This window comes from Streptomyces sp. NPDC127098 (genome assembly GCF_042722465.1).
GTDB classification, from domain to species: Bacteria; Actinomycetota; Actinomycetes; order Streptomycetales; family Streptomycetaceae; genus Streptomyces; species Streptomyces millisiae.
Genome location: NZ_JBHXFJ010000025.1, coordinates 1 through 24410 on the forward strand (window position 1 = coordinate 1; position 24410 = coordinate 24410).

At 74.9% G+C, this 24410-nt stretch carries 22 protein-coding genes and 1 pseudogene; 12 read left to right on the forward strand and 11 right to left on the reverse strand.

Going from position 1 to position 24410, the window contains the following annotated elements:
* Positions 1-107: 107 nt before the first annotated feature.
* Both ACFWI8_RS17645 and ACFWI8_RS17650 read right to left on the reverse strand, forming a co-directional pair.
* Complete coding sequence (locus ACFWI8_RS17645) at positions 108-281, reverse strand: hypothetical protein (protein ID WP_387092168.1); 174 nt, start codon at positions 279-281, stop codon at positions 108-110.
* An 85-nt stretch (positions 282-366) separates the two neighbouring features.
* Positions 367-453 (reverse strand): annotated as a pseudogene (locus ACFWI8_RS17650) (MerR family transcriptional regulator); the annotation flags it as partial.
* 156 nt (positions 454-609) lie between these two features.
* On the opposite strand from ACFWI8_RS17650, the gene ACFWI8_RS17655 reads away from it, so the two are divergent.
* Complete coding sequence (locus ACFWI8_RS17655; RefSeq protein ID WP_387091933.1) at positions 610-1371, forward strand: SDR family NAD(P)-dependent oxidoreductase; 762 nt, start codon at positions 610-612, stop codon at positions 1369-1371.
* Between the two features lie 2 nt (positions 1372-1373).
* Here the strand turns inward: ACFWI8_RS17655 and ACFWI8_RS17660 are convergent, their stop codons facing one another.
* The 6 genes from ACFWI8_RS17660 to ACFWI8_RS17685 form a co-directional block, all read right to left on the reverse strand.
* Positions 1374-2558 (reverse strand): MFS transporter, encoded by a 1185-nt coding sequence (locus ACFWI8_RS17660; RefSeq protein ID WP_387091936.1) that lies wholly within the window; start codon positions 2556-2558, stop codon positions 1374-1376.
* 332 nt (positions 2559-2890) lie between these two features.
* Positions 2891-3124 (reverse strand): hypothetical protein, encoded by a 234-nt coding sequence (locus ACFWI8_RS17665; RefSeq protein WP_387091939.1) that lies wholly within the window; start codon positions 3122-3124, stop codon positions 2891-2893.
* A gap of 35 nt (positions 3125-3159) precedes the next feature.
* The gene (gene malQ / locus ACFWI8_RS17670) at positions 3160-5217 is read right to left on the reverse strand and encodes a 4-alpha-glucanotransferase (protein WP_387091942.1); all 2058 of its coding nucleotides are present in this window, start codon (positions 5215-5217) and stop codon (positions 3160-3162) included.
* On the reverse strand, positions 5217-5447 hold the full coding sequence (locus ACFWI8_RS17675; protein ID WP_311600491.1) for a hypothetical protein: 231 nt from the start codon (positions 5445-5447) through the stop codon (positions 5217-5219). Before ACFWI8_RS17675 ends, malQ begins: the two co-directional genes overlap by 1 nt.
* A 468-nt stretch (positions 5448-5915) precedes the next feature.
* Positions 5916-6497: an HNH endonuclease gene (locus tag ACFWI8_RS17680; protein ID WP_311600390.1), complete on the reverse strand. Its 582-nt coding sequence runs from the start codon at positions 6495-6497 to the stop codon at positions 5916-5918.
* 48 nt (positions 6498-6545) lie between these two features.
* Positions 6546-7271 carry a TetR family transcriptional regulator gene (locus ACFWI8_RS17685; protein WP_387091945.1) on the reverse strand — a complete coding sequence of 242 codons (726 nt, stop codon included), beginning with the start codon at positions 7269-7271 and terminating at the stop codon, positions 6546-6548.
* 180 nt (positions 7272-7451) lie between these two features.
* On the opposite strand from ACFWI8_RS17685, the gene ACFWI8_RS17690 reads away from it, so the two are divergent.
* The gene (locus tag ACFWI8_RS17690) at positions 7452-8357 is read left to right on the forward strand and encodes a mechanosensitive ion channel family protein (RefSeq protein ID WP_387091949.1); all 906 of its coding nucleotides are present in this window, start codon (positions 7452-7454) and stop codon (positions 8355-8357) included.
* Positions 8358-8370: 13 nt separating this feature from the next.
* On the opposite strand, the gene ACFWI8_RS17695 is transcribed toward ACFWI8_RS17690, so the two are convergent.
* Positions 8371-8814, reverse strand: coding sequence for a MarR family winged helix-turn-helix transcriptional regulator (locus ACFWI8_RS17695; protein WP_387092150.1), 444 nt, complete (start codon positions 8812-8814; stop codon positions 8371-8373).
* 180 nt (positions 8815-8994) lie between these two features.
* On the opposite strand from ACFWI8_RS17695, the gene ACFWI8_RS17700 reads away from it, so the two are divergent.
* The 10 genes from ACFWI8_RS17700 to ACFWI8_RS17745 all read left to right on the forward strand — a co-directional run bounded on the left by ACFWI8_RS17700 (position 8995) and on the right by ACFWI8_RS17745 (position 23323).
* Positions 8995-10494 (forward strand): MFS transporter, encoded by a 1500-nt coding sequence (locus tag ACFWI8_RS17700; protein WP_387091952.1) that lies wholly within the window; start codon positions 8995-8997, stop codon positions 10492-10494.
* Complete coding sequence (locus ACFWI8_RS17705) at positions 10491-11129, forward strand: GNAT family N-acetyltransferase (protein WP_387091955.1); 639 nt, start codon at positions 10491-10493, stop codon at positions 11127-11129. Before ACFWI8_RS17700 ends, ACFWI8_RS17705 begins: the two co-directional genes overlap by 4 nt.
* A 382-nt stretch (positions 11130-11511) precedes the next feature.
* A complete protein-coding gene (locus ACFWI8_RS17710) occupies positions 11512-12924 on the forward strand; it encodes a hypothetical protein (protein ID WP_387091958.1) in 1413 nt (470 codons plus the stop codon).
* Between the two features lie 421 nt (positions 12925-13345).
* Positions 13346-14368 (forward strand): glutamate ABC transporter substrate-binding protein, encoded by a 1023-nt coding sequence (locus tag ACFWI8_RS17715; RefSeq protein ID WP_387091961.1) that lies wholly within the window; start codon positions 13346-13348, stop codon positions 14366-14368.
* Between the two features lie 89 nt (positions 14369-14457).
* Positions 14458-15711: a hypothetical protein gene (locus ACFWI8_RS17720; protein ID WP_387091963.1), complete on the forward strand. Its 1254-nt coding sequence runs from the start codon at positions 14458-14460 to the stop codon at positions 15709-15711.
* 20 nt (positions 15712-15731) lie between these two features.
* On the forward strand, positions 15732-18977 hold the full coding sequence (locus ACFWI8_RS17725) for a tetratricopeptide repeat protein (protein WP_387092153.1): 3246 nt from the start codon (positions 15732-15734) through the stop codon (positions 18975-18977).
* Positions 18978-18979: 2 nt separating this feature from the next.
* Positions 18980-20254 carry a PP2C family serine/threonine-protein phosphatase gene (locus tag ACFWI8_RS17730; protein ID WP_387092156.1) on the forward strand — a complete coding sequence of 425 codons (1275 nt, stop codon included), beginning with the start codon at positions 18980-18982 and terminating at the stop codon, positions 20252-20254.
* A 126-nt stretch (positions 20255-20380) separates the two neighbouring features.
* The gene (locus ACFWI8_RS17735; RefSeq protein WP_387091965.1) at positions 20381-21478 is read left to right on the forward strand and encodes an FHA domain-containing protein; all 1098 of its coding nucleotides are present in this window, start codon (positions 20381-20383) and stop codon (positions 21476-21478) included.
* 46 nt (positions 21479-21524) lie between these two features.
* A complete protein-coding gene (locus ACFWI8_RS17740; protein ID WP_387091968.1) occupies positions 21525-22259 on the forward strand; it encodes an ABC transporter ATP-binding protein in 735 nt (244 codons plus the stop codon).
* Entirely contained in the window at positions 22256-23323 is a 1068-nt protein-coding gene (locus tag ACFWI8_RS17745) for an ABC transporter permease (RefSeq protein ID WP_387091971.1), read from the forward strand. The genes ACFWI8_RS17740 and ACFWI8_RS17745 overlap by 4 nt, the downstream gene beginning before the upstream one ends.
* A 96-nt stretch (positions 23324-23419) precedes the next feature.
* Here ACFWI8_RS17745 and ACFWI8_RS17750 read toward each other — a convergent pair whose 3' ends face one another.
* Entirely contained in the window at positions 23420-23656 is a 237-nt protein-coding gene (locus ACFWI8_RS17750) for a hypothetical protein (RefSeq protein WP_387091973.1), read from the reverse strand.
* The gene (locus tag ACFWI8_RS17755) at positions 23653-23925 is read right to left on the reverse strand and encodes a hypothetical protein (RefSeq protein ID WP_387091976.1); all 273 of its coding nucleotides are present in this window, start codon (positions 23923-23925) and stop codon (positions 23653-23655) included. Before ACFWI8_RS17755 ends, ACFWI8_RS17750 begins: the two co-directional genes overlap by 4 nt.
* Between the last annotated feature and the right edge of the window lie 485 nt (positions 23926-24410).

Here is a 24410-nt window from a genome sequence, read left to right on the forward strand (position 1 = left end):
GGCCCCCCCACGCCCCCGCCCCCCCCCCCGGGCCGCCGCCCCCCCGGGGGGGGGGGGCGCCGGGGGGGGGGGGGGGGGCCGCCCCCCCCCCCCCCCCGCCCTCGGTGCTACCGGGGGTTGTCCCGCGGCCAGGTCAGGACCTGTTCGGCGTGTGCGTTGGGCGGGAAGACCGGATAGAAGGCGTGCTCGATCATCCCGTCGCCGGCGAGCAGCGCCTGGTGGTGGTCGCGGAATCCGCAGGCTTCGGGCGTGCAGCCGCGCGCCCGGGGATCGCGTCCCACCCCTCGGACAGGTCGGTCGGCAGGCGATCTCCGCCACGAGCCGCACGTCGCGTTCGGCATAGTCCCGGTAGCCGTTGGCCAGCCGCTCGGGTGTCACCAGGTCAAGCGACTCGTCGTAGCGCACCGCCTTGGTCGTCGCGCCCGCCCGGCGGGCCAGCTCGCCGATCCGCATCCGTCTCGCCTCGAAGAAGCTGGACCTTGCCCCCGACGGTAAGGTCAAGCCGATGAGCCGCGCCCGAAGGAGGCCTCACATGCCCATACGGCCCGCCGCCCACCTGGCTGTCCCGGTCGACGGGCACGCGGTGCCGATCCCGCGGGTCTTCGCGCGATGAGGCGGGTGCTCGTCACCGGGGCGTCGCGCGGGATCGGCCGGGCCGTGGCCCTGGCGTTCGCCGAACGCGGGGACCGGGTGGGAGTGCACTATGCCGCGGGCCGCGCCGACGCGGAGGAGACGCTGCGGCGACTGCCCGGCTCAGGACACGCCCTGCTCGCGGGCGATCTCGGCGATCCGCAGGCGGCGCGGGACGTCGTCGACGGCGCCGTTCGGGATCTCGGCGGGATCGACGTCCTGGTCAACAACGCCGCCGCCGCACCGTCCGACGACACCAGGCACCACGTGGCCGAGGTGTCCTACGAGGACTGGCAACGCAACTGGCGGCGCATGGTCGACGTCAACCTGCTCGGCGCGGCGAACGTGACCTACTGCGTCGCCCGGCACCTCATCGACCGTGCCGGCGCGGGCGGCATCGTCAACATCGGTTCACGCGGCGCGTTCCGCGGCGAGCCCGACTTCCCCGCGTACGGCGCGAGCAAGGCCGCGCTGCACGCGTTCGGTCAGTCGATGGCTGTCGCGCTGGCACCGCACGGCATCGCGGTGACCTCGGTGGCGCCCGGCTTCGTCGCGACGGAACGGCAGGCCCGGAAGCTGGCGGGCAGCGGCGGCGAGGCGTTGCGCGGCCAAAGCCCGTTCGGCCGGGTCGGGACGCCCGAGGAGGTCGCGGCCGCGGTGCTCTACCTGGCCTCCCCGGAAGCCGCCTGGTCGTCAGGAACGGTCCTCGACCTCAACGGCGCCTCCTATCTCAGGACCTGAGGTCACCTCCGGACGTCGAGCGCCCGGCGGAGCAGCGCCGCCGCGACCAACGGGGCGGCCAGCCAGCAGGCGCCGAGGGCCAGCGCCTGCCGAGGTCCGAGGTGCCCCGCCGCGACCCCGCCCATCGAGTTGCCCACCGCCGACCCCAGGAGCCAGACACTCACCATCAGGGTGTAGGCCCTGGTGAGCGCGGACCGGGGAGCCAGTGTGTCGAGGAGCGCCGAAGAGGCGATCGCCGCCGGGGCACCACACACGCCGACGAGAAACAGCGCGGGGAACAACAGCACGAGACTGTGCGCGGCCCACGCCACCAGACCGACGGCCACCGCCGAACCCGCCAGTGCCCCGAGCAGCAGCCGGGCCTGCGACCAGCGCCATGAGATCGCCCCGAGGGCGAGCCCCGCGATGATCTCACCGGCCGCGGACGCGGCCAGGAGCACCCCGCCGGCCCCCGGGCTGCCCAGGGACAGAGCGGCGGCCGGCACCGCGACGGCGACGACACCGGCCGAGACGCCCGCGCCCGCCATGATCGACAGCAGGACGGTGAGGCCGGTGCCCCCACGGACACCGGCGCTTCCGGCCCGGTCCGGCGAGGGCCGCCACGACCGCGACGCCCTGGACCGGGCGAAGAGCAACGCCGCGCCGCAGGCCAGGAGCCCACCCACCAGCACGGCCGCACCGGGCCCGGCCGCCGCCAGCAACAGCGATGTCGCCAACGGACCGGTCAGCACCGCCAGCTGGAACAGCACCGCCAGCAGCGCGTACCCAGCGGTCCTGGCCGTTCCTTCCGCGACCAGCTCGGCGAGCAGCACCCTCATACTGCCGGTCGTCGCGGGGATGCTGATCCCCATGCCCGCGCCGGCCACGACGACGAAACCGGGCCAGTCGACGGCCGGCGCGACGGTGACCAGGAAGAAGCCGCAGGCCGCGCAGGCCACACCCGCGGCCGAGACGACCCTCGACTGTCCGTGACGGTCGATCAACCGCCCCTGCGCGCTCAGGCCGGCGGCGTTACCCAGACCGAACGCGGCCGCCGCGAAACCGCCGACGGCGAGCGAACCGGTCAACTCCTCGGCGTACAGCAACAGGCTCAGACCCAGCATGCCCAGGGGGAGCGCACCGATCACGGTGGCCAGAAGGGGGACACGCAGGCCGGGGGTCCTCAGGACGGCAACATAGCCCTGCACGGGACATGCCTTTCGAGCATGCCCACCCACCCGGGAGCCGGACTCCCAACGGACCACCGTCAGACGTGACGGCGGCTGACCCGGCACACACTACGGCCACACCGGCAGCGCGCTCAATGGCGGGCCGGCGACCTCCGGTGGAAGGGGCCCCCGGTGAATCGGCGGGTCCACGTCGACGGGCCGCGCGGGGCTCCCGCGGCGCGAACGTGGCGCGCGACCGGTCGAGCGCCGCGAAGCCCGTCGGGAGCGCCCCGGTCAGCGGGGCTGGGGCGGGGTGTCCGGCCCTCGGCCCGGCCCGTGCGCGTCCCTTCGAACCGCGGAGCCGGCAGGCGTCAGCGCTTGCGGTCGGTGAGGATGACCGCCGCGGTGATGAGGGCGAAGATCGCGATGGGCGCGGCGACGAAGAGGCTCAGCGTCTCGAAGACGCTCAGGCCCGGGCCCGGGTCGTCGCCGTCGTCGCGGATGAGGGCGAAGGCGGCCGGGGAGGACAGCATCGTCAGCAGGCCCGCGCCGACCGCGCCGGCTGCCGCTCGCTTCGCGTTGCGCTTCATGTTCAGGTTGACCACACAGGCCACAGTAGCCAACGGGTTCCGGCGGCCGTTCAGGGGCCCGCCATCTCGGCGCCCAGAGCGTCGAGCAGCGCCGCCACGCGCGGCGAGGCGGCCAGCGCCTCCAGGGTGGTGGGGCGGCCGTCCGCGTCGGCGATCGGCAGGCGCCAGTTGGGGTACTCGCGCCAGGTGCCGGGCACGTTCTGCGGGCGGCGGTCGCCCGTCGCGTCGGGGAGCCAGACGCCGACCATCCGGGCCGGGGTGCGGGCCAGGAAGCGGTAGGCGGCGGCGATCACCTCCGGTTCCCCGGCGTCCGGCGGCAGCAGGCCGAGCCGGTCGAAGTACGCCAGCCACTCGGCGTTCTCGGCGTGCGCGTCCCGCAGTTCGCCCTCGGCGTCGTCGGTGATGTCGAGCAGCTCCCGCAGCCGCACGTGGTCGGCGGCGAGCCGGGCCGCCGTGGGCGGCAGGTCGTGGGTGGTGAGGGTGGCGAGGCAGTCGGCGCGCCACGCCTCCGGCGGCAGCGGCGGGGCGCCGGGCGCCGACCAGTCGCGTTCGAACCACAGCACGGAGGTGCCGGCGATGCCGCGCGCCGCCAGCTCCTCGCGCACCCCGGGCGCCACGGTGCCGAGGTCCTCGCCGATCACCACGGCGCCGGCCCGGTGCGCCTCCAGGGCCAGCACGCCGAGCATGGCGTTCGCGTCGTAGGAGACGTAGGTGCCGTCGGCCGGGTCGGCGCCCTCCGGGATCCACCAGAGCCGGAACTGGCTCATCACGTGGTCGATCCGCACCCCGCCCGCGTGTCGCAGCACCCCGGCGAGCAGCTGGCGGTAGGGCTCGTAGCCGTGTTCCGCGAGCCGGTCGGGGCGCCAGGGCGGCAGGCCCCAGTCCTGGCCGCGGGTGTTGAACGCGTCGGGCGGGGCGCCGGCCGAGACGCCGGCGGCGAGGATCGGCGCCTGCGCCCAGGCGTCGGAGCCGTGCGGGTGCACGCCGAGCGCCAGGTCGTGGACGAGGCCGATGGGCATGCCGGCGGCGCGGGCCGCCCGCTGGGCGCGGGCCAGCTGGGTGTCGGTGAGCCAGGCCAGCCAGCTGTGGAAGTCGATGCGCTCCAGGTGCTCGGCGCGGGCCCTGGCGGTCGCCGGGGAGCGCGGGTCGCGCAGCCCGGCGGGCCAGCCGCGCCAGTCGGGGCCGTGCACTTCGGCGAGCGCGCACCAGGTGGCGTGGTCCTCCAGTGCCTCGCCCTCGGCCGCGAGGAAGGCGCAGTAGGCGGCGCGCCGGCCGGGGCCGAGGGGAACCGCGGCGCGCAGCGTCTCCAGGGCCTGCCGCTTGAGGTCCCAGACGGCGTCCCGGTCGATGTGGGCGCCCCGGTGCAGGACGTCGGCGCGCAGCTCCGCGGCGCGGGCCAGCAGCCGGTCGGTGTGGTGCCGCGCGTCGCCGTCGAGGTAGGCGTACTCGGGGATGTCCTCGATCCGCAGGTGGACGGGGTCGGGGTAGCGGCGGGTGGCGGGCCGGTAGGGGGACGGGTCTGTGGGCTGTCCTGGGCCGCCGGGCACGGCCGCGTGCAGCGGGTTGACCTGGACGAAGCCGGCGCCGTGCGCGTGTCCCGCCCAGCTCGCGAGGTCGCCGAGGTCGACGAGGTCGCCCATGCCCCAGGAGCGCTCGGAGAGCACCGAGTAGAGCTGGACCAGGAGTCCGAAGGCGCGGCCGGGCGGCGCCGGCAGCCGGGGCGGGACGACGATCAGCGTGGCCTCGGCGGTGCGGCCGTCGGGGGCGGTGGCGTGCAGCGTGTGGTACCCGAGGGGCAGTGGGGCGGGGCCGGTGGGGAGCGGCACGGCGACGCCGTCCTCGGTGTGCAGCCGCAGGGTGGTGCCCGGGGGCAGCGGCGGCGGCTGGTCGCCGTCGCGCAGCACGAGCGTGGGTGGGAGCAGCGGGCCGTGGTCGAGGTCGTCGGGGTCACCGGGGATCTCGTCGGCCTCGGGGTCGACGCCGAGGGCGACGAGGACGGCGGCCACGGTCTCCCGGGGGACCTCGGTCGGCCGGCCGGGCACGGGTTCGTGGACCGTGGCGACGCCGTGCGCGGCGGCGAGCCGGCTGAGCCGCGTCGGCCCCTCCATCAGGGGCCGCACGGCTCCGCGGTGGGGGGCGCGGGCTCGGCGGTGAGCGGCGGGTCGAGCGCGAACGGCCGCTCGGCCGTCAGGGGGATCAGCTGGCCGAGGGGCGGCTCGCTGGTGAGGGGAAGCTCGTGGGCCTCGGCGGCCTCGGCCGGCATCGGGATCAGGACCGGGGGTTCCCGGTCCCACTGTTTGTCGGTCTCGATCTCCATCCGGGCGGCGGCTGGGGCCACGACGTTCTCCGTTCACGAGGGCGGGGGCCTGGGGTGGACACCGCTTGCCCTACCCAGTGAACGCCAGCCCATCCGTTCTCGCGACAGGAAAGCGGCACAGCTCACGCTGGGTGCGGCCGAAATTCTGCCGCCGGAGGCGGCGAGAACCGACCGAATTTGCGGCACGACGGCCGCGGCGCGTGCGGCTGGCCGCCGCACCGGCCACGCATCGCTGCGCGGCGGCTTCCCCGCCACGACCGTGCCAGGCGCTGCTGTGTCCCATGCGGCCGAGCCGCACAGGCGCCTGCGGCGGCCCGCCGCGTCAGCGGTCACGCTCGCTCCCCTCAGAGCCGTGCGGCGGGAAGGTCCGGGACGCCGCCCGATGGCAGCGCACGCGGCGAAGCCGCCGAGCCGCTGCGCGGCGGCCAAGCCGCACGACGCTCGGTGGCCCAGCCCGTTGGGCACGGCCCGGCGTGGCCGGCCACGCCGTCAGCCGGCACGCCCCGCGACGCCGTGGCCAAGGCCGTCGCGGCCAGCGACGCCGCGGCCCTCGATTCTGGCGAGGGCGTCGTCGGCGCCGTAGGGGCGGAGATACGGCAGCCACCGCGGGTCGCGGTGGCCGGTTCCGATGATGCGCCAGGCCAGGCCGGACGGCGGGCCCGGCTGATGGCGCAGGCGCCAGCCGAGCTCGGCGACCTGGCGGTCGGCCTTGATGTGGTTGCAGCTGCGGCAGGCGGCCACCACGTTGTCCCAGGCGTGCTGGCCGCCCCTGCTGCGCGGGATGACGTGGTCGACACTGGTGGCGACGCCCCCGCAGTAGGCGCAGCGCCCGCCGTCGCGGGCGAACAGGGCGCGTCTGGTGAGCGGGACGGCGCTGCGGTAGGGGACGCGGACGAAGCGTTTGAGCCGCACCACGCTGGGCGCGGGGATGGCGTGGGTGGCGCTGCGCATGAGGGCGCCTGTGGACTCCAGGCTGACGGCCTTGTCGTTGATGAGCAGGATGAGTGCGCGGCGGACTGATACGACGCCGAGTGGTTCGTACGACGCGTTGAGGACCAAGACGTGTGGCACGGACGCCCTCCGTTTCCGTCGGCGGCACGTGGCTCGCGCCGGGACGATCTACCTCAGTGTGTCCTGGGCACGGCCGGTAGCGCCACCACGATCGGGAAATGAGCTGATTGTGTCGTTCGCCACGTGCGCCCCGCCCGCCCCTTCCGCAGCCCCGCCGGGTGCGGGCAGCGGGGCGGTGAGATGGTGCTGGATGGCGGCCCCCACGGAGGCGACGAGCGTCTCGTAGTCCATGGACACGACCGGCTCGACGCGCAGCACGTAGCGCAGCAGCGCGGCGCCCACGCTCTGGGTGAGCACGAGGCCGGCCCGCGTCTCCACGTCCGGATCGTCGGGGAAGGCGCCGCGCAGGGCGGGGACGAGCCGCCCCGCGACGGTGGCCTGGATGGTCCTGGCGGCCTCCGGGTGGGTGGGGGCGGCGCGCAGCACGGCGGCCTCGGCGCTGTTGGTGCCCCCCTCCCAGGGGTCGAGCAGCAGGCGGGCGACGTGCCGGCCCATCTCCTCGCGCGGCACCCGGGAGAGGTCGGCCGGTTGCTCGCCGGCCCCGACGGTGGCGGAGAACAGGCCGGCCTTGCTGCCGTAGTACCGCATGACCATGGCCGGGTCGACGCCGGCCTCGGCGGCTATGGCGCGGATGGTGGCCTTCTCGTAGCCGTCCGCCGCGAAGCGGGCCCTGGCGGCATCCAGGATGGCCCGGCGCGCCGCGGCGGAGCGTGGCCCGAACCTGCGGGTCGGGCGCAGCGCCGCGCCCTCCCGGACTTCCTCGCTGTGCTGCATTCCGTCAGGCTAACCAGGGGCACTGACACCGTGTGACCACGCGGCGGGAGAGGCGCGACGGACATCGGGACAAACCGCGAACGGCATGGCGTGCGCCACAGAACCGTCATCGCGTGCTCCCGAGCCGTCCCCACCTTGTTTACCGTGGATCGGTGAACCGAGAGGACCGATGAGCGAGACATGAGCGCTAACTGGGAGACCTGGCTGACGGCCGGACTGCGGATCCTGCTGATCGTCGCGATCGCGCTGACCGTGCGGTGGGTCGTGCGGCGTGCCATCACCCGGCTGATCTCGCGGCTCAACCGCGAGGACCCGGAGAACCGGCGGCTGACGCGGAGCGGGCTGCTGCTCAACTCGGAGCGGCGCAGGCAGCGCTCCGAGGCCATCGGCTCGGTGCTGCGCAGCGCGGCCTCGGTGCTGATCCTGGGCACGGCGGGGCTGATGGTGCTGTCCGAGATCGGGGTGCAGCTCGGCCCGCTGATGGCGAGCGCCGGTGTCGCCGGTGTGGCCATCGGCTTCGGGGCGCGCAGCCTGGTGCAGGACGTGATCAGCGGGATGTTCATGCTGCTGGAGGACCAGTACGGGGTCGGCGACACGATCGACGTGGGCGAGGCCACCGGCACCGTGCTGGAGATCGGCCTGCGGGTGACGACGCTGCGCGGCGACGCCGGCGAGGTCTGGTACGTGCGCAACGGCGAGATCAAGCGGGTGGGCAACCTGAGCCAGGGCTGGTCGACGGCGCTGGTGGACGTGGAGGTGCCGGCGGACACCGATGTCGAGGCGTTGAAGAAGATGGTGGCCGAGGTGGGCGCCGAGCTGTCCCGCGTCGAGCCGTGGCACGAGCTGCTGTTGGAGCCGGTGCGGTACCTGGGCGTGGAGTCGGTCTCCGCCGAGTCGATCATGGTGAAGGTCGCCGCCAAGACACAGCCGGGGCGTGGTCCCGAGGTGGAGCGCGAGCTGCGGTGGCGGTTGAAGCGTGCCCTGGACGAGGCGGGTCTTGCGAACCGCGAGCCGCTGCCGCTCGTCGGCCAGGGCGGGCCGCGCCCCGCGGTGGCGGCGCCGGCCGAGCCGGCCGCCGCGGAGTGAGCCGGCCCGCGGTTCAGGCCTCGGCCGTGCCGCTGCCGTCGTGGCGTGGCCAGGGGCGGCCCTCGGTGCGCTCGACGGCCGTGTTGTAGCGAGTGAGCATGGCGGCGAAGGCGGCCAGCTCCTCCCGCGTCCAGTCCCCCAGGGTGGTGCCGAGGCAGTCGACGAGGCCCTGCCGGTCGGCGCGCAGCCGGCGCTCGCCGTCCGGGGTGATGCGGAGCTTGCGGGCCAGGCCGCCCTCCGGGTCGGGGATGCGCTCCAGGAGCCCGGAGCGCAGCATGGCGGCGGTCTGCCGGTTGAGGGTCGAGGTGTCGAGGCAGAAGGCGTCGGCGAGCTCGCCGATGGACATCGGGCCCTCCGCCTCGATCCGGCTCAGCACGACGTACGCGCTGCGCTCCAGGCGGTCGCCGGAGTAGAACTTCCGGAAACTCCCCATGGTGGCGTGCCGGCGCAACAGCATCAGCTCGCGCTCGATCTCCTCGATCTCCGCGCGCCTCTCGCGCTCTGCCCGCACTTCCGACACTCCCTCGCGACTCGTGAAACCGGGTTGGCGCGGTCTCCTTCATGTGTACTCTACATACGGTGTGCATCATGCACATAGCCGCGCCGCGCGCGGCTCGTGCCCCGGAGCGGAGACCACATGAGCAGCCCCTCGCCCGCGCCGCGCGCCGGCATCGTCGTCGGCGTGCTGTCGGGCGCCGGAATCACCGCCTCGCTGATGCAGGCGCTCATCGTGCCCCTCATACCCGAACTGCCCCTGCTGCTCGACACCTCGGCCGCCAACGCCTCGTGGGCCATCACCGCGACGCTGCTGGCGGCCGCCGTCGCGACGCCCGTCGTCGGCCGCCTCGGCGACCTCTACGGCAAGCGGCGGATGCTGCTGGTCAGCATCGGCCTGCTGGTCGTCGGCTCGGTGGTCAGCGCGCTCTCCGACACGCTCGCCCCGATGGTCGCCGGCCGGGCGCTCCAGGGCGCCAGCATGGGCATCATCCCGCTCGGCATCAGCGTCATGCGGGACGTGCTGCCGGCCGAGCGGCTCGGCTCGTCCATCGCGCTGATGAGCGCCTCGCTCGGGATCGGCGGCGCGCTCGGTCTGCCGGCCGCCGCCGCGGTCGCCCAACACGCCGACTGGCACGCGCTGTTCTGGGGTTCCGCGGCGCTCGGCGCGCTGGTCGCCGTGCTGGTGGCGGTGCTGGTGCCGGAGTCGCCGTCCCGGGTGGGCGGCCGGTTCGACGTCGTCGGCGCCCTCGGCCTCTCGGCCGGCCTGGTGGCGCTGCTGCTGCCCGTCTCCAAGGGCGGCGACTGGGGTTGGGGCAGCGCGACGACGCTCGGCCTGTTCGCCGCGGCCGGCGTGCTGCTCCTCGCCTGGGGCGCCTGGGAGCTGCGGTCGTCCGCCCCGCTGGTCGACCTGCGCGCCACCGCCCGCCGGCAGGTGCTGGTCACCAACCTGGCCACCGTCATGGTCGGCCTCGCCATGTACGGCGGGATGCTGGTGCCGGTCCAACTGCTCCAGCTGCCCGAGGCGACCGGCTTCGGGCTCGGCGAGACCATGGTGACGGCCGGCCTGTGGCTCGCCCCGACCGGCCTGGTGATGATGGTCGTCTCGCCGCTCTCCGCCCGGATCTCCGCCGCCCGCGGCCCCAAGGTCTCGCTGCTCGCCGGCACCCTGGTGCTGGCCGTCGGCTACCTGACCGCGTTCGGCCTCGCCGGCTCGTCCCTCGGCGTGCTGGTCTTCAGCTCCGTCATCAGCGCGGGCGTCGCCCTCGCCTACGCCGCGATGCCGGCCCTGATCATGGGCGCGGTGCCGCCGTCCGAGACGGCCGTGGCCAACGGCCTCAACACCCTGATGCGATCCATCGGCACCTCCACCTCCAGCGCGGTCATCGGCATGGTGCTCGCCCACCTGACCACCGAACTGGCCACCCCGGCGGGCCCGGTGACGCTGCCGTCCGAGGCCGGCTTCCGCGCCACCTTCGCCATCGGCGCGGGTGCCTCGCTGCTGGCCGCGCTCGTGGTGCTCGCGATCCCGGGCCGGGCGCGCCCGGCCGACGCGGCGGCCGGGAAGAACGAGCCAGGGAAGAACGAGGCCGGGAACAAGGAGGCCCCCCGCGCCCGGCGCCGGAGGATCATGTCCGCATGACCAACTCACCCGCCAGTCCACCCGCCGACTCACCCGTCACGATCCGCGGCTACCGGCCGACCGACCTCGCGGCGCTGCACGAGATCTGCATACGCACCGGGCACCTCGGCGGGGACGCCAGTGACCACTTCAAGGAGCCGGCGATCCTGCCGGCCATCTTCGCCGAGCCGTACGCCGAGCTGGAGCCCGAGCTGGTGTTCGTGGCGGACGACGGCGAGCGGGTGCTCGGCTACATCGTGGGCACCGCGGACAGCACCCGCTTCTTCGCCGAGTTCCGCGAGCGCTGGCTGCCGACCGTCGCCGAGCGCTTCCCTGCCCCCGTCGGCGAGCCGGCCGACGCGGACGAGCACCTGCGGCACCTGCTGCACCACGCCGAGCTGATGCTGGTCCCCGAGATCGCCGCCGAGTACCCGGCGCACCTGCACATCGACCTGCTGCCGCCGGGGCAGGGCCGCGGCCTGGGCCGCCGCCTGATGACCGCGTTCCTCGACGCGCTCCGGGAGCGCGGCGTCCCCGGCGTCCACCTCGGCATGAACCCGGCCAACACCCGCGCTCGTGCCTTCTACGACCGCCTCGGCTTCGTCCCGCTCCGCCAGATCGACCCCACCCACCACCTGGGCATGCGCCTCGGCTGACCGACGCCCCCGCCCGGCCGAGCGCCGGTCGCCCGGCCCGACCGGCCGGGCGACCGGTCCTGACTGGTGTTCACCGCCGGACGTCGAACGGCTCTGCGACGGACGGCGCGTCGGCCGCCGGCCACCGCCGCGCCCGCGCCCCGTCCCCGGCCGGTGACCGCGCGCCGGCGATCAGCAACTCCGGCCCGCCCGCCAGGGGTTCGGCCGCTCACCCGGGAACCGCGCGACCGCCGGACGCGTGAGCACTGGAGAACCGGGGCGCCCGGCGAAGATCGCGATCACGAAACAAGATCCTGGCAGGGGCTGTCTGGTTGGCCGAGGCGAGCGGCATACTTCTCGCCGTGTGGCCCGTGCCGAATCGTGAGGGGGAGGGCCCGTACACGTGACTCACCCGCCGATCGCTCCGCCGGCGCCGCCCGCGCCCCGGGCCTCGTCGGCGCCGCCGGCGCCCCCCGCGCCCGTGCCGCCGGCCGAGCCGCCGCGGCGCAGGTCGTGGGCGGAGGGCGCGGCCCGGCTGCGCGCGGCGGCCAGGACGGAGCCCGGCCGGCTGCGGATCATCGGTGTGGTCCTCGCCGGCCTGCTGCTGCTGTTCGGCGCGGCGACGTTCTGGCAGGTCGCCGACCGCTACCGGGCCACCGACACGGTGTTGGAGAGCAGCCAGCCGCTGAGCGCGGGCGCGGCCGAGATCTACCGGCTGCTCGCGGACGCCAACACGGCCGCCGCCACGGGCTTCCTGGCCGGCGCCGACGAGGACCCCGCGGTGCGGCAGCGGTACGAGGAGGACATCGCCAACGCGGCCGGCCGGCTGGCCGACGCGGCGGCCGACACCTCCGAGTCCGACGAGGCGCAGGAGTACATCACGCTGCTCAACGAGCGGCTGCCGGTCTACACGGGGCTCGTGGAGACCGCCCGCGCCAACAACCGTCAGGGGTTGCCGCTGGGCGGCGCGTACCTGCGGTACGCCGACGAACAGATGCAGCAAACCCTCCTGGTGGCCGCCGCCGACCTGTACGTGCTGGAGACCGACCGGTTCCAGCACGACATCGCCGAGGCACGGGCCTGGCCCTGGCTCGCGCTCGGCGCCGGCGGCGCGGCCCTAGTGGTGCTCGCCTGGGCCCAGCGACGCCACTACCTGCGCACCAACCGCCTGTTGAGCCCCGGTCTCATCGCGGCCTCGGCCGCCGCGACCGTGCTCCTGCTGTGGCTGACCGGCGCGCACGCCCTGGCGCGCGACGCGCTCCACGAGGCGGACCGGGGCGCGGCGCGTTCGCTCAGCTCGCTCAACGGCGCGTGGACCGAGGCGCTGCGCGCCAGGGGCGACGAGAACATCACGCTGGTCGCGCGGGGCGCCGACGACGCGTCGGAGGAGAGCTTCCAGGCCCGGCTCGAGGCCCTGCTGGGTCGCGACCCGGACCGGCCTGGCGGCCTGCTCGCCGACGCGGCGGAGCGGGCGGCCGGCGATCCGGCCGGCGAGGCGCCGGTCGAGCGGGCCATCGAGGCGAGCCGCGAGTGGTCGGCGCGGCACGCCGACGCCAGGGAGTTGGAGCTCGCCGGGGACTACGACGGCGCCGTCCACCGGGTGATCGGCGGGCGCGCCTCGACCGGCGAGATGTTCGACCGGGTCAACGACTCGCTGGCCGACGCCGTGGCGCACGAGCAGGAACAGTTCGGGGCGGCGGGCGGCCGCGGCCGGGACCGGCTGGACGGCCTGGCGGCCGGCGCGCTGGTGCTCACGGTGCTGGGCGTCGCCGGCACCGCGCTCGGCATCGGCCGCCGGCTCTCGGAGTACCGGTGAGCGCCGGACGGCCTGGCGGCCGGCCCCGAAGGGGCATCGGGGGTGGGGACGACCTGGCGGACGGACGGAACCGGTCCCGTGTGCGGCCGGACGACGGGGCATCGCCCCGGCCCGGGTGTGGCGCCCGTGATCCCGCTGACGGCACTCGGCGGCCGGCCCTCGGCCGCGCGCTCGCCGAGGACGGCCGGCGCCCCGGCGCGAAAGGAGTGCCGACGATGACGCGCGGGAACAGCGAGCGGGCGACCGCCGCGAAGCGGCGCAGGCGCGCCGCGGCGACGGACGACGCGCGGCGCACCGTGGCCGGACACACGACTCGACCGGCTCATCCGGCCAGCGCGGCGACCACGGCCGGTACCGACGTCCGGCCGCAGGCCGCGCGGGCGCCGAAGTCGGCCCGCGTTCGCTCGCCAGGGGGGTGCCGATGAGGCCGGGAACGAACCAGGGGACGGCGGCCGCCCACCGCAGGGCCTCGCTCTGCGGCGTCTTCGCCGCGCTGCTGCTCGCCGTGGCCTGCGGGGCGCCGCCGCCGGACGCCGGCCCCGCCGGGGCCGCGCCCGCGGCGCGGACCGCGAACGGCCCCGCCAGCGGCAGCGACAGCGGCATCGGACCGCTGGCCGAGCCGGAGCGCTGCGCCGACAACCGCGACGCCGCCGAGAGCCTCCCGGCCGCCCGCGTCAGGGGCGACGCGGTGAACGCCATCAGGGAGCGCGGCCAGCTGCGCGTCGGCATCGACCTCAACAGCTACCTGTGGGGCTACCGCCAACCGGACAACACCGAGATCGTCGGCTTCGACATCGACCTCGTGCAGGCGATCGCCGTCGACCTGCTGGCCGACCCCTCCCCCGACATCACCTACCTCGCCATCCCCACCGACCAGCGGATCGAGGCGTTGCGCACCGGGCAGGTCGACATGGTGGTGCGCACCATGTCCATCACCTGCGAGCGGCGCGAGCGGGTGGCGTTCTCCACCGCCTACTTCGAGACCGGCCAGCAGCTCCTCGTCCCCAACGGCTCGGAGATCACCGGCTTCGACGAGTCGCTCGCCGGCGCCCGGCTGTGCCGCGCCGACGGCTCCACCGCGGAGCGGCTGCTCGAACGCCAGGACCACGGGGCCGAGGTGATCCGGGTGCCCAACCACCTCGACTGCCTGGTCCGCATCCAACTCGGCCTGGCCGACGCGCTGATGACGGACAGCGCGCTGGCCGCGGGACACGTCGCGCAGGACCCGTCGATGCACATGGTCGGCGAGCCGCTGACCCGCGAGTCCTACGGCGTCGCGATGAACCTGGCCAACACCGACCTGGTGCGCTGGGTCAACGCGGTCCTGGAGGACTACCGCGCCGGTGGCTGGCTCACCTCGTACAACCAGTGGCTGGCCGACTACCTCTACGACCCGCGGCGCGACCCGCCCCCGGCGCCGCCGGAACCGCTCTACCGCGAGTGAGTGACGGCGCCCCGGCCGACGGGAAGAGATACGGGAGCAGGACGGACGAGTGACGAGTGACGCGTGACGAGAGGAGAGGGGAGAGAACGATGGCCCCGGAATCCACCGGGAAGGTGTTGAGCCGGGAAGAGGTGGACCGCGCGCTGGCCCGGCTCGGCGCCGAGCACGAGGCGATCGAGTCCTCCCTGCTCGCCCTCCAGGACCACGCCGGCTGCCGGCTGCTCGAGGGCGCCGAGCTCTCCGGCGTCACCCGGGAGCGGTGGGAGCGCGCCGAGCGCCTCGTCCCGCTGCTGTGGTCGCACTTCGACGTCCTCACCAGGGCGCTGCACAACGCCAGGCAGTTGCGGGCGCGCAGCCGCTACCCGGGCGAGGACGAGCTGCGGCGGCTGACGGCGCTGCTCGACGGCGCGCACCTGGAGCTCACCGGCGAGCCCGAGGGCGGTCCTGCCGAGTCGGTCGGCTGGCCCGAGCTGCTCGCCAGGATGAACGCCGGCTACGCCAGTGTGCTCGACGTCGTGGTCGCCGCCGACGCGGTCTGGTCGGCGCTGCCCGCCCGGATAGACCTGCTCTCCGCCGAGCTGCGCCGGCTCTCCGCGCTGGCCCACTCGGTCGGCGTCCGCCCCGGCGAGCACCCGGCCGGCGACGAACTGCGCGAGGTCACCGACGAGTTGACGACGCTGCGGGCCGAGGTGATCGCGGACCCGCTGGCCTTCTGGATCCCCGACGGCGGCAGCAGCGCCCCCGGCGGCGGGCGCCCCGACACCGCGCGCTACGACCGCGCCGCCCGCGCCCTCGACGACATCAGGCGCGAGGTCGACGCCGTCATCGGGGTCCGCAAGGACGCCGAGGAGCGGCTGATCCGGCTGCGCGACGTGCTGGCCAGGGCCGACCGCACCCTGGCCGAGGCGCGCACCGCGCGCGGCGAGGTGCTGGCCAAGATCGCGGCCTCCGAGGTGCCCGCGGTCAGCGGCCCGCCGAGCCTGTTGCACGAGGAGCTGGCCACCGCCGCCGACTACCGGCGCCGCGCCCAGTGGCACCGGCTCTCGCCCCTGCTGGAACGCCTCGAGGTGCGCGCCGAGGAGGAGTTGGAGCGGGCGCGCGACTCGCTGTCCGCGGTGACCGTGCCGCTGGCGGTGCGGGCCCAGCTGCGCGGCCTGCTCGACGCCTGCCGGGCGCGGGCCGCCCGGGGCGGCAAGGCCGAGGAGCCGCTGCTCGTGGAGCGGTACGACGCGGCCCGCCGGCTGCTGTGGACCGCGCCCTGCGACCTGCGCGCCGCGGAACACGCGGTGCTCCGCTACCAGGAGGCGGCGGCCGAGGTGCTGATGACGAGGAGCGACTCGTGAACCCGCTGCCGTCCGACGACCTGGAGGTGCCCTGTCAGCGGCCTGGCTGCCAGGGCAGTTACGAGGACGTCGGCGGCGGCGAGCTGTACTGCGGCGACTGCGGCCTGGCGCCCGTGGTCTCGCCGCTCGGCATGCTCGGCGAGAACGCGACCGGCCTCTCCGGCGCGCTGCGGCCCGGCGCGGCCGGTGCCCTGGAGGACGACCCCTCGTCCTCGCGCCCGTCCCGCCCCTCGCGCTCGCAGTCCTCGCGCCGCTCGGTCTCCGGGCGGCTCTCCCGCTCGCTGAGCGGCGGCCTCGCCGTCGACTCGGTCTCGGTGCGCAGCTCCCGGTCGAGCGCCAGCGGCTCGGCGCGCTCGCGGCTCGGCGCGGGTCTGGTGACGATGCCGGGCGTGCCGCGCCCCGACCCGCTGTCCGCGGTGCTCGAGGACCCGGAGGTGCCGGAACGCAAGCGGTTCTGCGGCAACAGCGACTGCGGCGCGCCGGTGGGGCGCGCCCGTGCCGGCCGGCCGGGACGCACCGAGGGCTTCTGCACCAGGTGCGGCCACCCGTACTCGTTCGTGCCGAAGCTCCAGCCGGGCGACGTGGTGCGGGACCAGTACGAGATCGCCGGCTGCCTGGCGCACGGCGGCCTCGGCTGGATCTACCTCGCCATCGACCGGGCCGTCTCCGACCGGTGGGTGGTGCTCAAGGGCCTGCTCGACACGGGTGACGAGGACGCGATGGCCGCCGCGATCTCCGAGCGCCGCTTCCTCGCGGAGATCGAGCACTCCAGCATCGTGCGGATCTACAACTTCGTGGAGCACCTGGACCGCCGCACCGGCAGCATGGACGGCTACATCGTCATGGAGTACGTCGGCGGCAAGTCGCTCAAGGAGATCGCCAACGAGCGCCGCGCCCCCGACGGCCACCGCGACCCGCTGCCGGTCGAGGTGGCCTGCGCGTACGGCATCGAGGCGCTGGACGCGCTCGGCTACCTGCACAGCCGCAACCTGCTCTACTGCGACTTCAAGGTCGACAACGCGATCCAGCAGGACGACCAGCTCAAGCTCATAGACATGGGCGCGGTCCGGCGGATGGACGACCAGGAGAGCGCGATCTACGGAACGGTCGGCTACCAGGCGCCCGAGGTCGCCGAGATCGGGCCCTCCGTGGCCTCCGACCTCTACACGGTGGCCCGCACGCTCGCCGTGCTGACGTTCGACTTCCAGGGCTACACGACGTTCTACGCGGACAGCCTGCCGGACCCGGAGAACATCGAGGTCTTCCAGCAGTACGAGTCCTTCTACCGCTTCCTGGTCCGGGCCACGGACCCCGACCCGTGGCGCAGGTTCGGCTCGGCGCAGGAGATGGCCGAGCAGCTGACGGGCGTGCTGCGCGAGATCGTCGCCGTCAACACCGGCCAGCCGCGCCCCGCGCTCTCCCAGCTCTTCGGCCGCGAACTCGGCGTCGTCGACACGGAGTTGGTCCCCCGCGCCGAGGGCGAGGTCTCCCAACTCGGCGCGGGACGGCGGCGCGGCGTGGGACTACGGCACCGCCTGCGGAAGCCGCTGCGCGGCGCGGAACCGCTGCGCGGGGCGGCCGAGCCGGCGCAGGGCGCCGGTGCGGCTGCGGCTGCGCCGCAGGCGGGGCCGGCCGGCGGGGGCCGGCCCCGGCCGGCCGACGGCGGCAGCCAGCCGTGGCCGGCGGGCGAACCCGTCGAGACCGGCACCGGCGCCCCACACGGCGGCCCCGCGCCGGACGCCCGAGCCTGGACGCCGGCCCAACACACCACCGCGGGCGGCCCACACGGGCCAGGACCCGAGTCCGCCCCACTCACGCCACCGTCCCTGCCGCCACAGGCCACCGGCGACAGCCGGCCGTGGCCGGCGGGCGAACCCGCCGAGGCCGGCACCGGCGCTCCACACGGAGTCTTCGGGCCGGATACGCGGCCGGGCTGGCCGGAGCCCGGGGAGGGCCCACACGGACCGGGGCCCGATCCCGCCACACCGCCCACCCCCCACGCGCCGGCGGCGCAGCCGACCGACGAGAGCCGGCCGTGGTCGGCGGGCGAGGCAGGCCGACCCGGCGCCCGAGCCTGGACGCCGCCTCAGCACGCCGCAGGCGACCCGCACGGACCGGGCGGGCCCGAGGTCCGGGCGGCCCGGGTGCCACAGGCAACCGGCAGTCGGGGGTGGTCGGAGGCCGAGGCCGCCGCCGCGCGGCGTGGGTTGCGGGATCCTGACGTCCCGCCCGAGCCACCGGCCTGGCCCGCCGCAGGCGAACGCGCAGGCGAACCCGCCGAAGGCCCGGCCATGGCCGGGCCCGCCGGAGGCGACCCGCCCAGGACCGTCCGGCTCGACCTGCGCGCCGTCGCGCTGGCGTTGCCAGTGCCGCGGGTCGATCCCGGGGATGCCAACGCCGGGTTCCTCGCCGGGTTGATGGCCACCTCGCCCGCCGATCTGCTGGTGGCGCTCCGCTCCGCGCCCACCGACTCCATCGAGGTCAGGATCCGCGAGTTGCGGGCCTACCTCGAGGTCGGGGACGGCAGGTCGCTCGCCATCGCGCGAGCCTCGGCGGCCGGGCTCGCGGAGCGCCGCGGCAGCGACTGGCGGGTGGTCTGGTACCGGGGTCTGACCGCGCTGGTCACCAGGGACTGGGAGACGGCCGCGCTCGCCTTCGACGCGATCTACGACGCGTTCCCCGGCGAGTTGGCGCCGAAGCTGGCGCTCGCGGTGTGCGCCGAGGTGCTCGGCCAGCTGGACAACGCCGCCGACTACTACGAGTTGGTGTGGAGCACCGATCCCAGCCACGTCAGCGCCGGCTTCGGCCTGGCCAGGGTGCGTCTCGCGGCCGGCGACCGGCGCGGGGCCGTGGCCGCGCTCGAGTCGGTGCCGGAGACCTCGGCGCACTACACGGCGGCCCGGGTGGCGGCCGTGCGGGCCCGGCTGCGGCAGCGGGCGGCCACCCCCGACCTGCTGCCCGACCTGCTGGCCGCGGGCGCGCAGCTCGCCGCGCTGCGTGGCGCGGGACTGGAACCGTGGCTGGCCGAACAACTGTCCTGTGAGGTGCTGGGTTCCGCGCTCGACTGGGTAATCTCCTGCCCCGGACCTTTCCCAGAGCAAACAGACCAGGGGCGTCAGCTACTCGGCGAGTCGCTGAACGAGACCGGGGTCCGGCTGGGCCTCGAACGCTCGTACCGGCGGTTGGCCCGGCTGGCGCCGACCCGAAGTGAACGCATTGAACTGGTGGAGGCGGCCAACCGCTTCCGCCCTAGGACATGGGTGTGACGATGCCGAGGCTCGACCAACTCTCCGCCTGCCCCGGCTGCGGTGAGCCACTGGAGGACGACGACCGATTCTGTGGCGTCTGCGGTACGGACCTGCAAGCGGTCGGCCGCGTCGCCGCGCCGCCCCCGCCTGCCGCCGGCTACGCGCCCACGCCCACCGAGCACGACTTCACCCTGCCTCCCCCGCGACCGCAGGCGCAGCCGCAGCAGCCGGTGGTCGACCCCAGGGCCCAGCAGGCCGCCCCGCCCCCGCCGGCACCCGGCTACGCCCCGCCCGCACCGCCGGCACCCACCGCGCCGCCGGCCGACCCCCGCGCCGCGCACCCGGCTCCGCCCGCAGCCCCGCAGGCCACCAGGTACGACGACCCGCGCGCCGCCGCGTCCGGTGGCGGCGCCTGCCCGGTGTGCGGTAATGGATACGTGGACGCCGAAGGCCACTGCACCGGGTGCGGGCGCGGCCCCGCCGGGACCCGGGACCACGCGGAGCGCGAGCTGGGCGGCGTGGCCGCCGTCAGCGACATCGGCCTGCGCCACCACCGCAACGAGGACGCGTTCGCCGTCGCCGCCACCGCGCTGCCCGACGGCCAGCCGGCCGTGATCGCCGTGGTCTGCGACGGGGTCTCCTCCTCCACCCGGCCCGACGAGGCCTCGGCGGCCGCCGCCGGCACGGCCCGCGAGTTCCTGCTCGGCGCGCTGCCCAGGGGCGTCCCCGGGCCGCAGGCCATGCACGACGCGCTGCTCGCCGCCGGCACCGCGGTCGCCGCGCTCGCGCAGGGCACCGAGCCGGAGCCGGGACGCAACTCCCCGGCCTGCACCATCGTCAGCGCCGTGACCACGGGATCCACCCTCACGGTGGGGTGGATCGGGGACAGCCGCGCCTACTGGGTGCCGGACGAGCCGGGCGCCGCCGCCGCGCGCCTCACCGAGGACGACTCGTGGGCCGCCCAGATGGTGGCCGCCGGGCTGCTCACCGAGGCGGAGGCGATGGCCGACCACCGCGCGCACGCCATCACCGCGTGGCTCGGCGCCGACGCCCAGGAGATCGACCCGCACACGGCGTCGTTCAAGCCGGACCGGCCGGGCGTGGTGATCGTGTGCACCGACGGCCTGTGGAACTACGCAGAGACCGGGCAGCAGATGGCGCACGTGGTACCGGAGCACGCCAGGCGCGCCCCGCTGGCCACGGCACGGCAGTTGGTGCGGCACGCGCTGGACTCGGGCGGTCACGACAACGTGACGGTGGCCGTGATCCCGTTCCCGCCCGCGGCCCGGGCGTGAGGCAGACCCCAGGGCAGGACCTAGACGTACCGGGCACGACGGCGGGTACTGTTCGTCTGAGGAGGAAGGCCCGCAGACCGATGTCGCCATGGCAGGCGGACGACGTGAGTAACTGGAGGCAGTCACATGCCGACATGCCCTAACGGCCACCAGTCGGTGGCCGAGGACTGGTGCGAGGTGTGCGGTCACCGCATGCTCGCGCCCGCCGCCGCCATGCCGCCGCCACCCGTCGGCTACCCGGGCGCCGGCCAAGGCCCCGGCGGTCAGCTGCCGCCCCCGCCGCAGCCCGGCGGCTACGGCTACCCGGCCCCCCAGCAGGCGCCGCCACCGCCGCCGCCCGCGCAGGGCCACGGCGGCTACGGCTTCCCGGACGCCACGGCGCCGATGCAGCAGCTCAACCCCACCGAGCTGTGCCCGCAGTGCCGTACCCCGCGCGAGTCGCAGGCGCCGTTCTGCGAGGAGTGCCGGTACAACTTCCTGACCAACTCCCCCACCACCTACATACCGCCTGCCGCGCCCGGCGGGCAGCAGTACCCGGGGCAGCACGGGCAGCCGGGACCGCCGCCGATGCCCGGGCAGCGCGACATGTACGGCCAGCAGGCCGCCGCGCCGCAGGCCCCGCCGATGCCGCCGCAGCACCAGCAGCCGCCGCAGCACCAGCAACAGCAGGCGCCCGGCACCAACACGGACTGGATGCTGCCGCCGCCCGGCGGCCCCGGCGCGCCCGCCGGCCCCGGCCAGTACCAGCAGCAGCCCCCGCCGCCGCCCTACCCCGGCCAGCAGCAGCCACCACAGCAACAGCAACGGCCGCCGCAGCCGGAGCGCTGGCTGGTGACCATCGGCCCCGACCCCGAGTACTTCCAGGCGATGATGCGCCGCTCGGGCCCCGAGGCCCACGAGCTCAAGCTGCCGGCCTACGCGCCCGAGCAGCAGGTGCCGCTGACCGGCAACGAGATCACCATCGGCCGCCGCCGGCAGTCCACCGGCGAGGCGCCCGACATCGACCTCTCCCGCCCCCCGGAGGACCCGGGCGTCTCCCACCGGCACGCCGTGCTCGTCCAACAGGCCGAGGGCGGCTGGGCGGTCGTCGACCAGGACTCCACCAACGGCACCACCGTCAACATGGCCGAGGACCCGATCCAGCCGTTCGTGCCCGTGCCGCTGCGCGAGGGCGACCGGGTGCACATCGGGGCCTGGACCACCCTCACCCTCTACCGGGGGTGAGGAGCGCCGTTCGGGCGTTCGAGGGCCACCAGTAGCATCGACCGATGTGACAGAGATAACGGCCGCGATCAAGGTCGACGGGATACGCAAGCGATACGGCGATGTCCAGGCCGTCGACGGGGTGACCTTCGAAGTCGGCCGTGGCGAGTTCTACGGCATCCTCGGGCCGAACGGCGCGGGCAAGACCACGACCATGGAGATCGTCGAGGGGCTGCGCGAGCCCGACGAGGGCACCGCGCTGCTGCTCGGTGAGCCGTCCTGGCCGCGCGACCCGAGGCTGCTGGCCCGGATCGGCGTGCAGCTCCAGGCGTCGGCGTTCTTCGAGAAGCTGACGGCCCGCGAGCAGATCCACACCTTCGCGGCCCTGTACGGCGTCTCGACGGAGCGGGCCGACGCGATGCTGGAGAGCGTCGGCCTCACCGAGAAGGCCAACGTCCGCGACGACAAGCTGTCCGGCGGCCAGGCGCAGCGGCTCTCCATCGCCTGCGCGCTGGTCCACGACCCCGAGCTGGTCTTCCTCGACGAGCCGACCACCGGGCTCGACCCGCAGGCCAGGCGCAACCTCTGGGACCTGCTGCGGGAGATCAACTCCAGCGGCCGCACGGTGGTGTTGACCACCCACTACCTGGACGAGGCGGAGATCCTCTGCGACCGGGTCGCCATCATGGACGCCGGCCGCATCCTGAAGATCGGCGCCCCGGCCGACCTGATCGCCGAGACCGGCGTCGACACCCTGGAGGACGTCTTCCTTCACCTGACCGGACGGGAGTTCCGCGAGTGAGCGCGTTCCGAAGCCTCTCGCGGGCCATGGTCCTCGGCCTGCTCCGCGACCGCACCGCGGTGTTCTTCACCCTGGTATTCCCGCTGATGTTCCTGGCTCTCTTCGGCGCGCTGCTGCGCGACTCGGGGGTCGCCAGCAGCACGGTCGTCCAGGTCGGCGCCGTCGACGTCCTCGACGACATGCCGGCCGACCAACGGGCCGCGCTCTCCGACGCCCTCACGATCATCGAGACCGGCGACCGCGACCAGGCGCTCGAGGACGTCCGCGAGGGCGACGTCGACGCCGCCGTCTGGCAGGACGCCGAGGGCCGGATCGAGCTGCGCTACTCGGCCGCCGACGCCACCACGGCCGGCACCGTGCAGGGCCTGATGCAGTCGATCGTGCAGGGCGCCAACGTGGCCGCGACCGGCCAGCCGCCGGCCTTCCAACTCGCCACCGACCAGGTCGAGGACCACTCGATCAAGCCGATCCAGCAGCTGACCCCGGGACTCCTCGGCTGGGCCATCGCCACCGGCGCCGCGTACATGTCGGCGTTCACACTGGTCAACTGGCGCAAGAAGCGGATCCTGCGGCGGCTCTGGCTGGCCCCGATCCGCCCCTCCACGGTGATCAGCGCCCGGATCGGCGTCAGCCTGGCGATGGCCTTCATCCAGTTCGCCATCTTCATCGGCGTCGCCACCATCCCCTACTACGGCCTCACCCTCTCCGGCTCCTGGTGGCTCTCGCTGCCGCTGGTCGCCTGCGGCACGCTGGCCTTCATGTCCATCGGCCTGCTGATAGGCGCCTGGGCCAAGACCGAGGAGGCCGCCAACGGCGCCCTCCAGATCGTCGTCCTGCCGATGGCGTTCCTCTCCGGCTCCTTCTTCCCCACCGACGGCATGCCGTCCTGGCTGCGGGCCGTCTCCAACGTGCTGCCGCTGAAGCACCTCAACGAGTCCATGCAGGACGTCCTCACCCGCGGCCAGAGCTACGGCGCGGCCCTCCCCGCCATGCTGGGCCTCCTGGCCTTCGCCGCGGTCCTGACCCTGATCTCGGCCCGCCTCTTCCGCTGGGACAACGCGTGACCGGCCTGGCGGCCGGAGCGCCCCGAAGGGACCTTTCCCCACCCGCCTCCCCCACCCACCCGCCCTTTCCGGGGCGGGTGGCCGCCCTGGTCGTGCTCACCGCGGCGGCGGCCCGCCAGGCACCGCGCGCGTGAGCGCGTTGGCGTCCGTCGTCCACTCCCATCCGCTGCCATCCACCGGGCGCAGGTGCGCCTCAACGCGGACGACTTGTCCCGTCCGGCCGGTGACGTGTTCAAGTACGGCCTCCAGCCGGCCGACGCGCCCGGTCGCGTCGGTGACCCACTCGCCCATCAGCTCGTGCGTCCCCCATCGCAGCCTGATGTCCTCCTTCATTGCCCCTGCCCCAGCTCGGCCAGCAGGCAGTCCAGGAGCGCTCCGCCGTGCGTGGTGGGCGTACGGTCGAGTTGCAGCCGGGTGAGCCAACTGCGACCGCAGCGGGCTCGTCGCCCGTCGACCAGCGTCAGGTCGGGCGACGGAAGCTTGCTGCTGCCTTGGCCGACGCAGAAGACGTCGCGCAGCTCTCGGCGGCGCGACGGCCACGTCGCGGCCGTGCCGGGCGGCACCAGGAACTCGACCGCGTTCCGGGCCGGCACCTCAAGCACCGGTCCGATCGCGGCGACGCGGTGCGGAAGTTGAGCGAGAACCGCGACACCGACCGAGCGCGGGACCCGGACGGTGTCCCACAACCGACCCGCTGGCACAGGCACCGCGCGTCGCCATGGCCAAGCTGCGAGAACGTCGTCTTCGCACGCCCCTGCCGCCACCACCCAGGCGACGGCCGCTGCCACGTCCGCCCCGACCGGCGCGGCTGCCGGGCACATTCCGCACACTCGCACGGCCCAGCCGAGACATCCCGTGCGAGTGAGGGTGTAGGCGTGACCGCCGGACCGCAGCCCCACCGCAGACCCGCATCGCACGCACTCGAGCCCGTCGAGCCTCCGCTGTATCGCGGCCGTGACGTCGCCCAACGGCGCGAAGAACGACAACAGATCAGGCGCGTTGGTACGCACGGGCACCCCCGGGTGTCATCGGCGATTGCGATGACAGACCGTAGAAGTCCGGTGACCCGCACTTTATGAACGTGCGG

Bases quoted from the DNA above. Each gene is read 5' to 3' on its own strand.
- ACFWI8_RS17655 (WP_387091933.1), top strand. From the start codon at position 610: ATGAGGCGGGTGCTCGTCACCGGGGCGTCGCGCGGGATCGGCCGGGCC.
- ACFWI8_RS17690 (WP_387091949.1), top strand. From the start codon at position 7,452: ATGAGCGCTAACTGGGAGACCTGGCTGACGGCCGGACTGCGGATCCTG.
- ACFWI8_RS17685 (WP_387091945.1), bottom strand. From the start codon at position 7,271: ATGCAGCACAGCGAGGAAGTCCGGGAGGGCGCGGCGCTGCGCCCGACC.
- ACFWI8_RS17700 (WP_387091952.1), top strand. From the start codon at position 8,995: ATGAGCAGCCCCTCGCCCGCGCCGCGCGCCGGCATCGTCGTCGGCGTG.
- ACFWI8_RS17695 (WP_387092150.1), bottom strand. From the start codon at position 8,814: ATGCTGTTGCGCCGGCACGCCACCATGGGGAGTTTCCGGAAGTTCTAC.
- ACFWI8_RS17750 (WP_387091973.1), bottom strand. From the start codon at position 23,656: ATGAAGGAGGACATCAGGCTGCGATGGGGGACGCACGAGCTGATGGGC.
- ACFWI8_RS17715 (WP_387091961.1), top strand. From the start codon at position 13,346: ATGAGGCCGGGAACGAACCAGGGGACGGCGGCCGCCCACCGCAGGGCC.
- ACFWI8_RS17735 (WP_387091965.1), top strand. From the start codon at position 20,381: ATGCCGACATGCCCTAACGGCCACCAGTCGGTGGCCGAGGACTGGTGC.
- ACFWI8_RS17720 (WP_387091963.1), top strand. From the start codon at position 14,458: ATGGCCCCGGAATCCACCGGGAAGGTGTTGAGCCGGGAAGAGGTGGAC.
- malQ (WP_387091942.1), bottom strand. From the start codon at position 5,217: ATGGAGGGGCCGACGCGGCTCAGCCGGCTCGCCGCCGCGCACGGCGTC.
- ACFWI8_RS17705 (WP_387091955.1), top strand. From the start codon at position 10,491: ATGACCAACTCACCCGCCAGTCCACCCGCCGACTCACCCGTCACGATC.
- ACFWI8_RS17730 (WP_387092156.1), top strand. From the start codon at position 18,980: ATGCCGAGGCTCGACCAACTCTCCGCCTGCCCCGGCTGCGGTGAGCCA.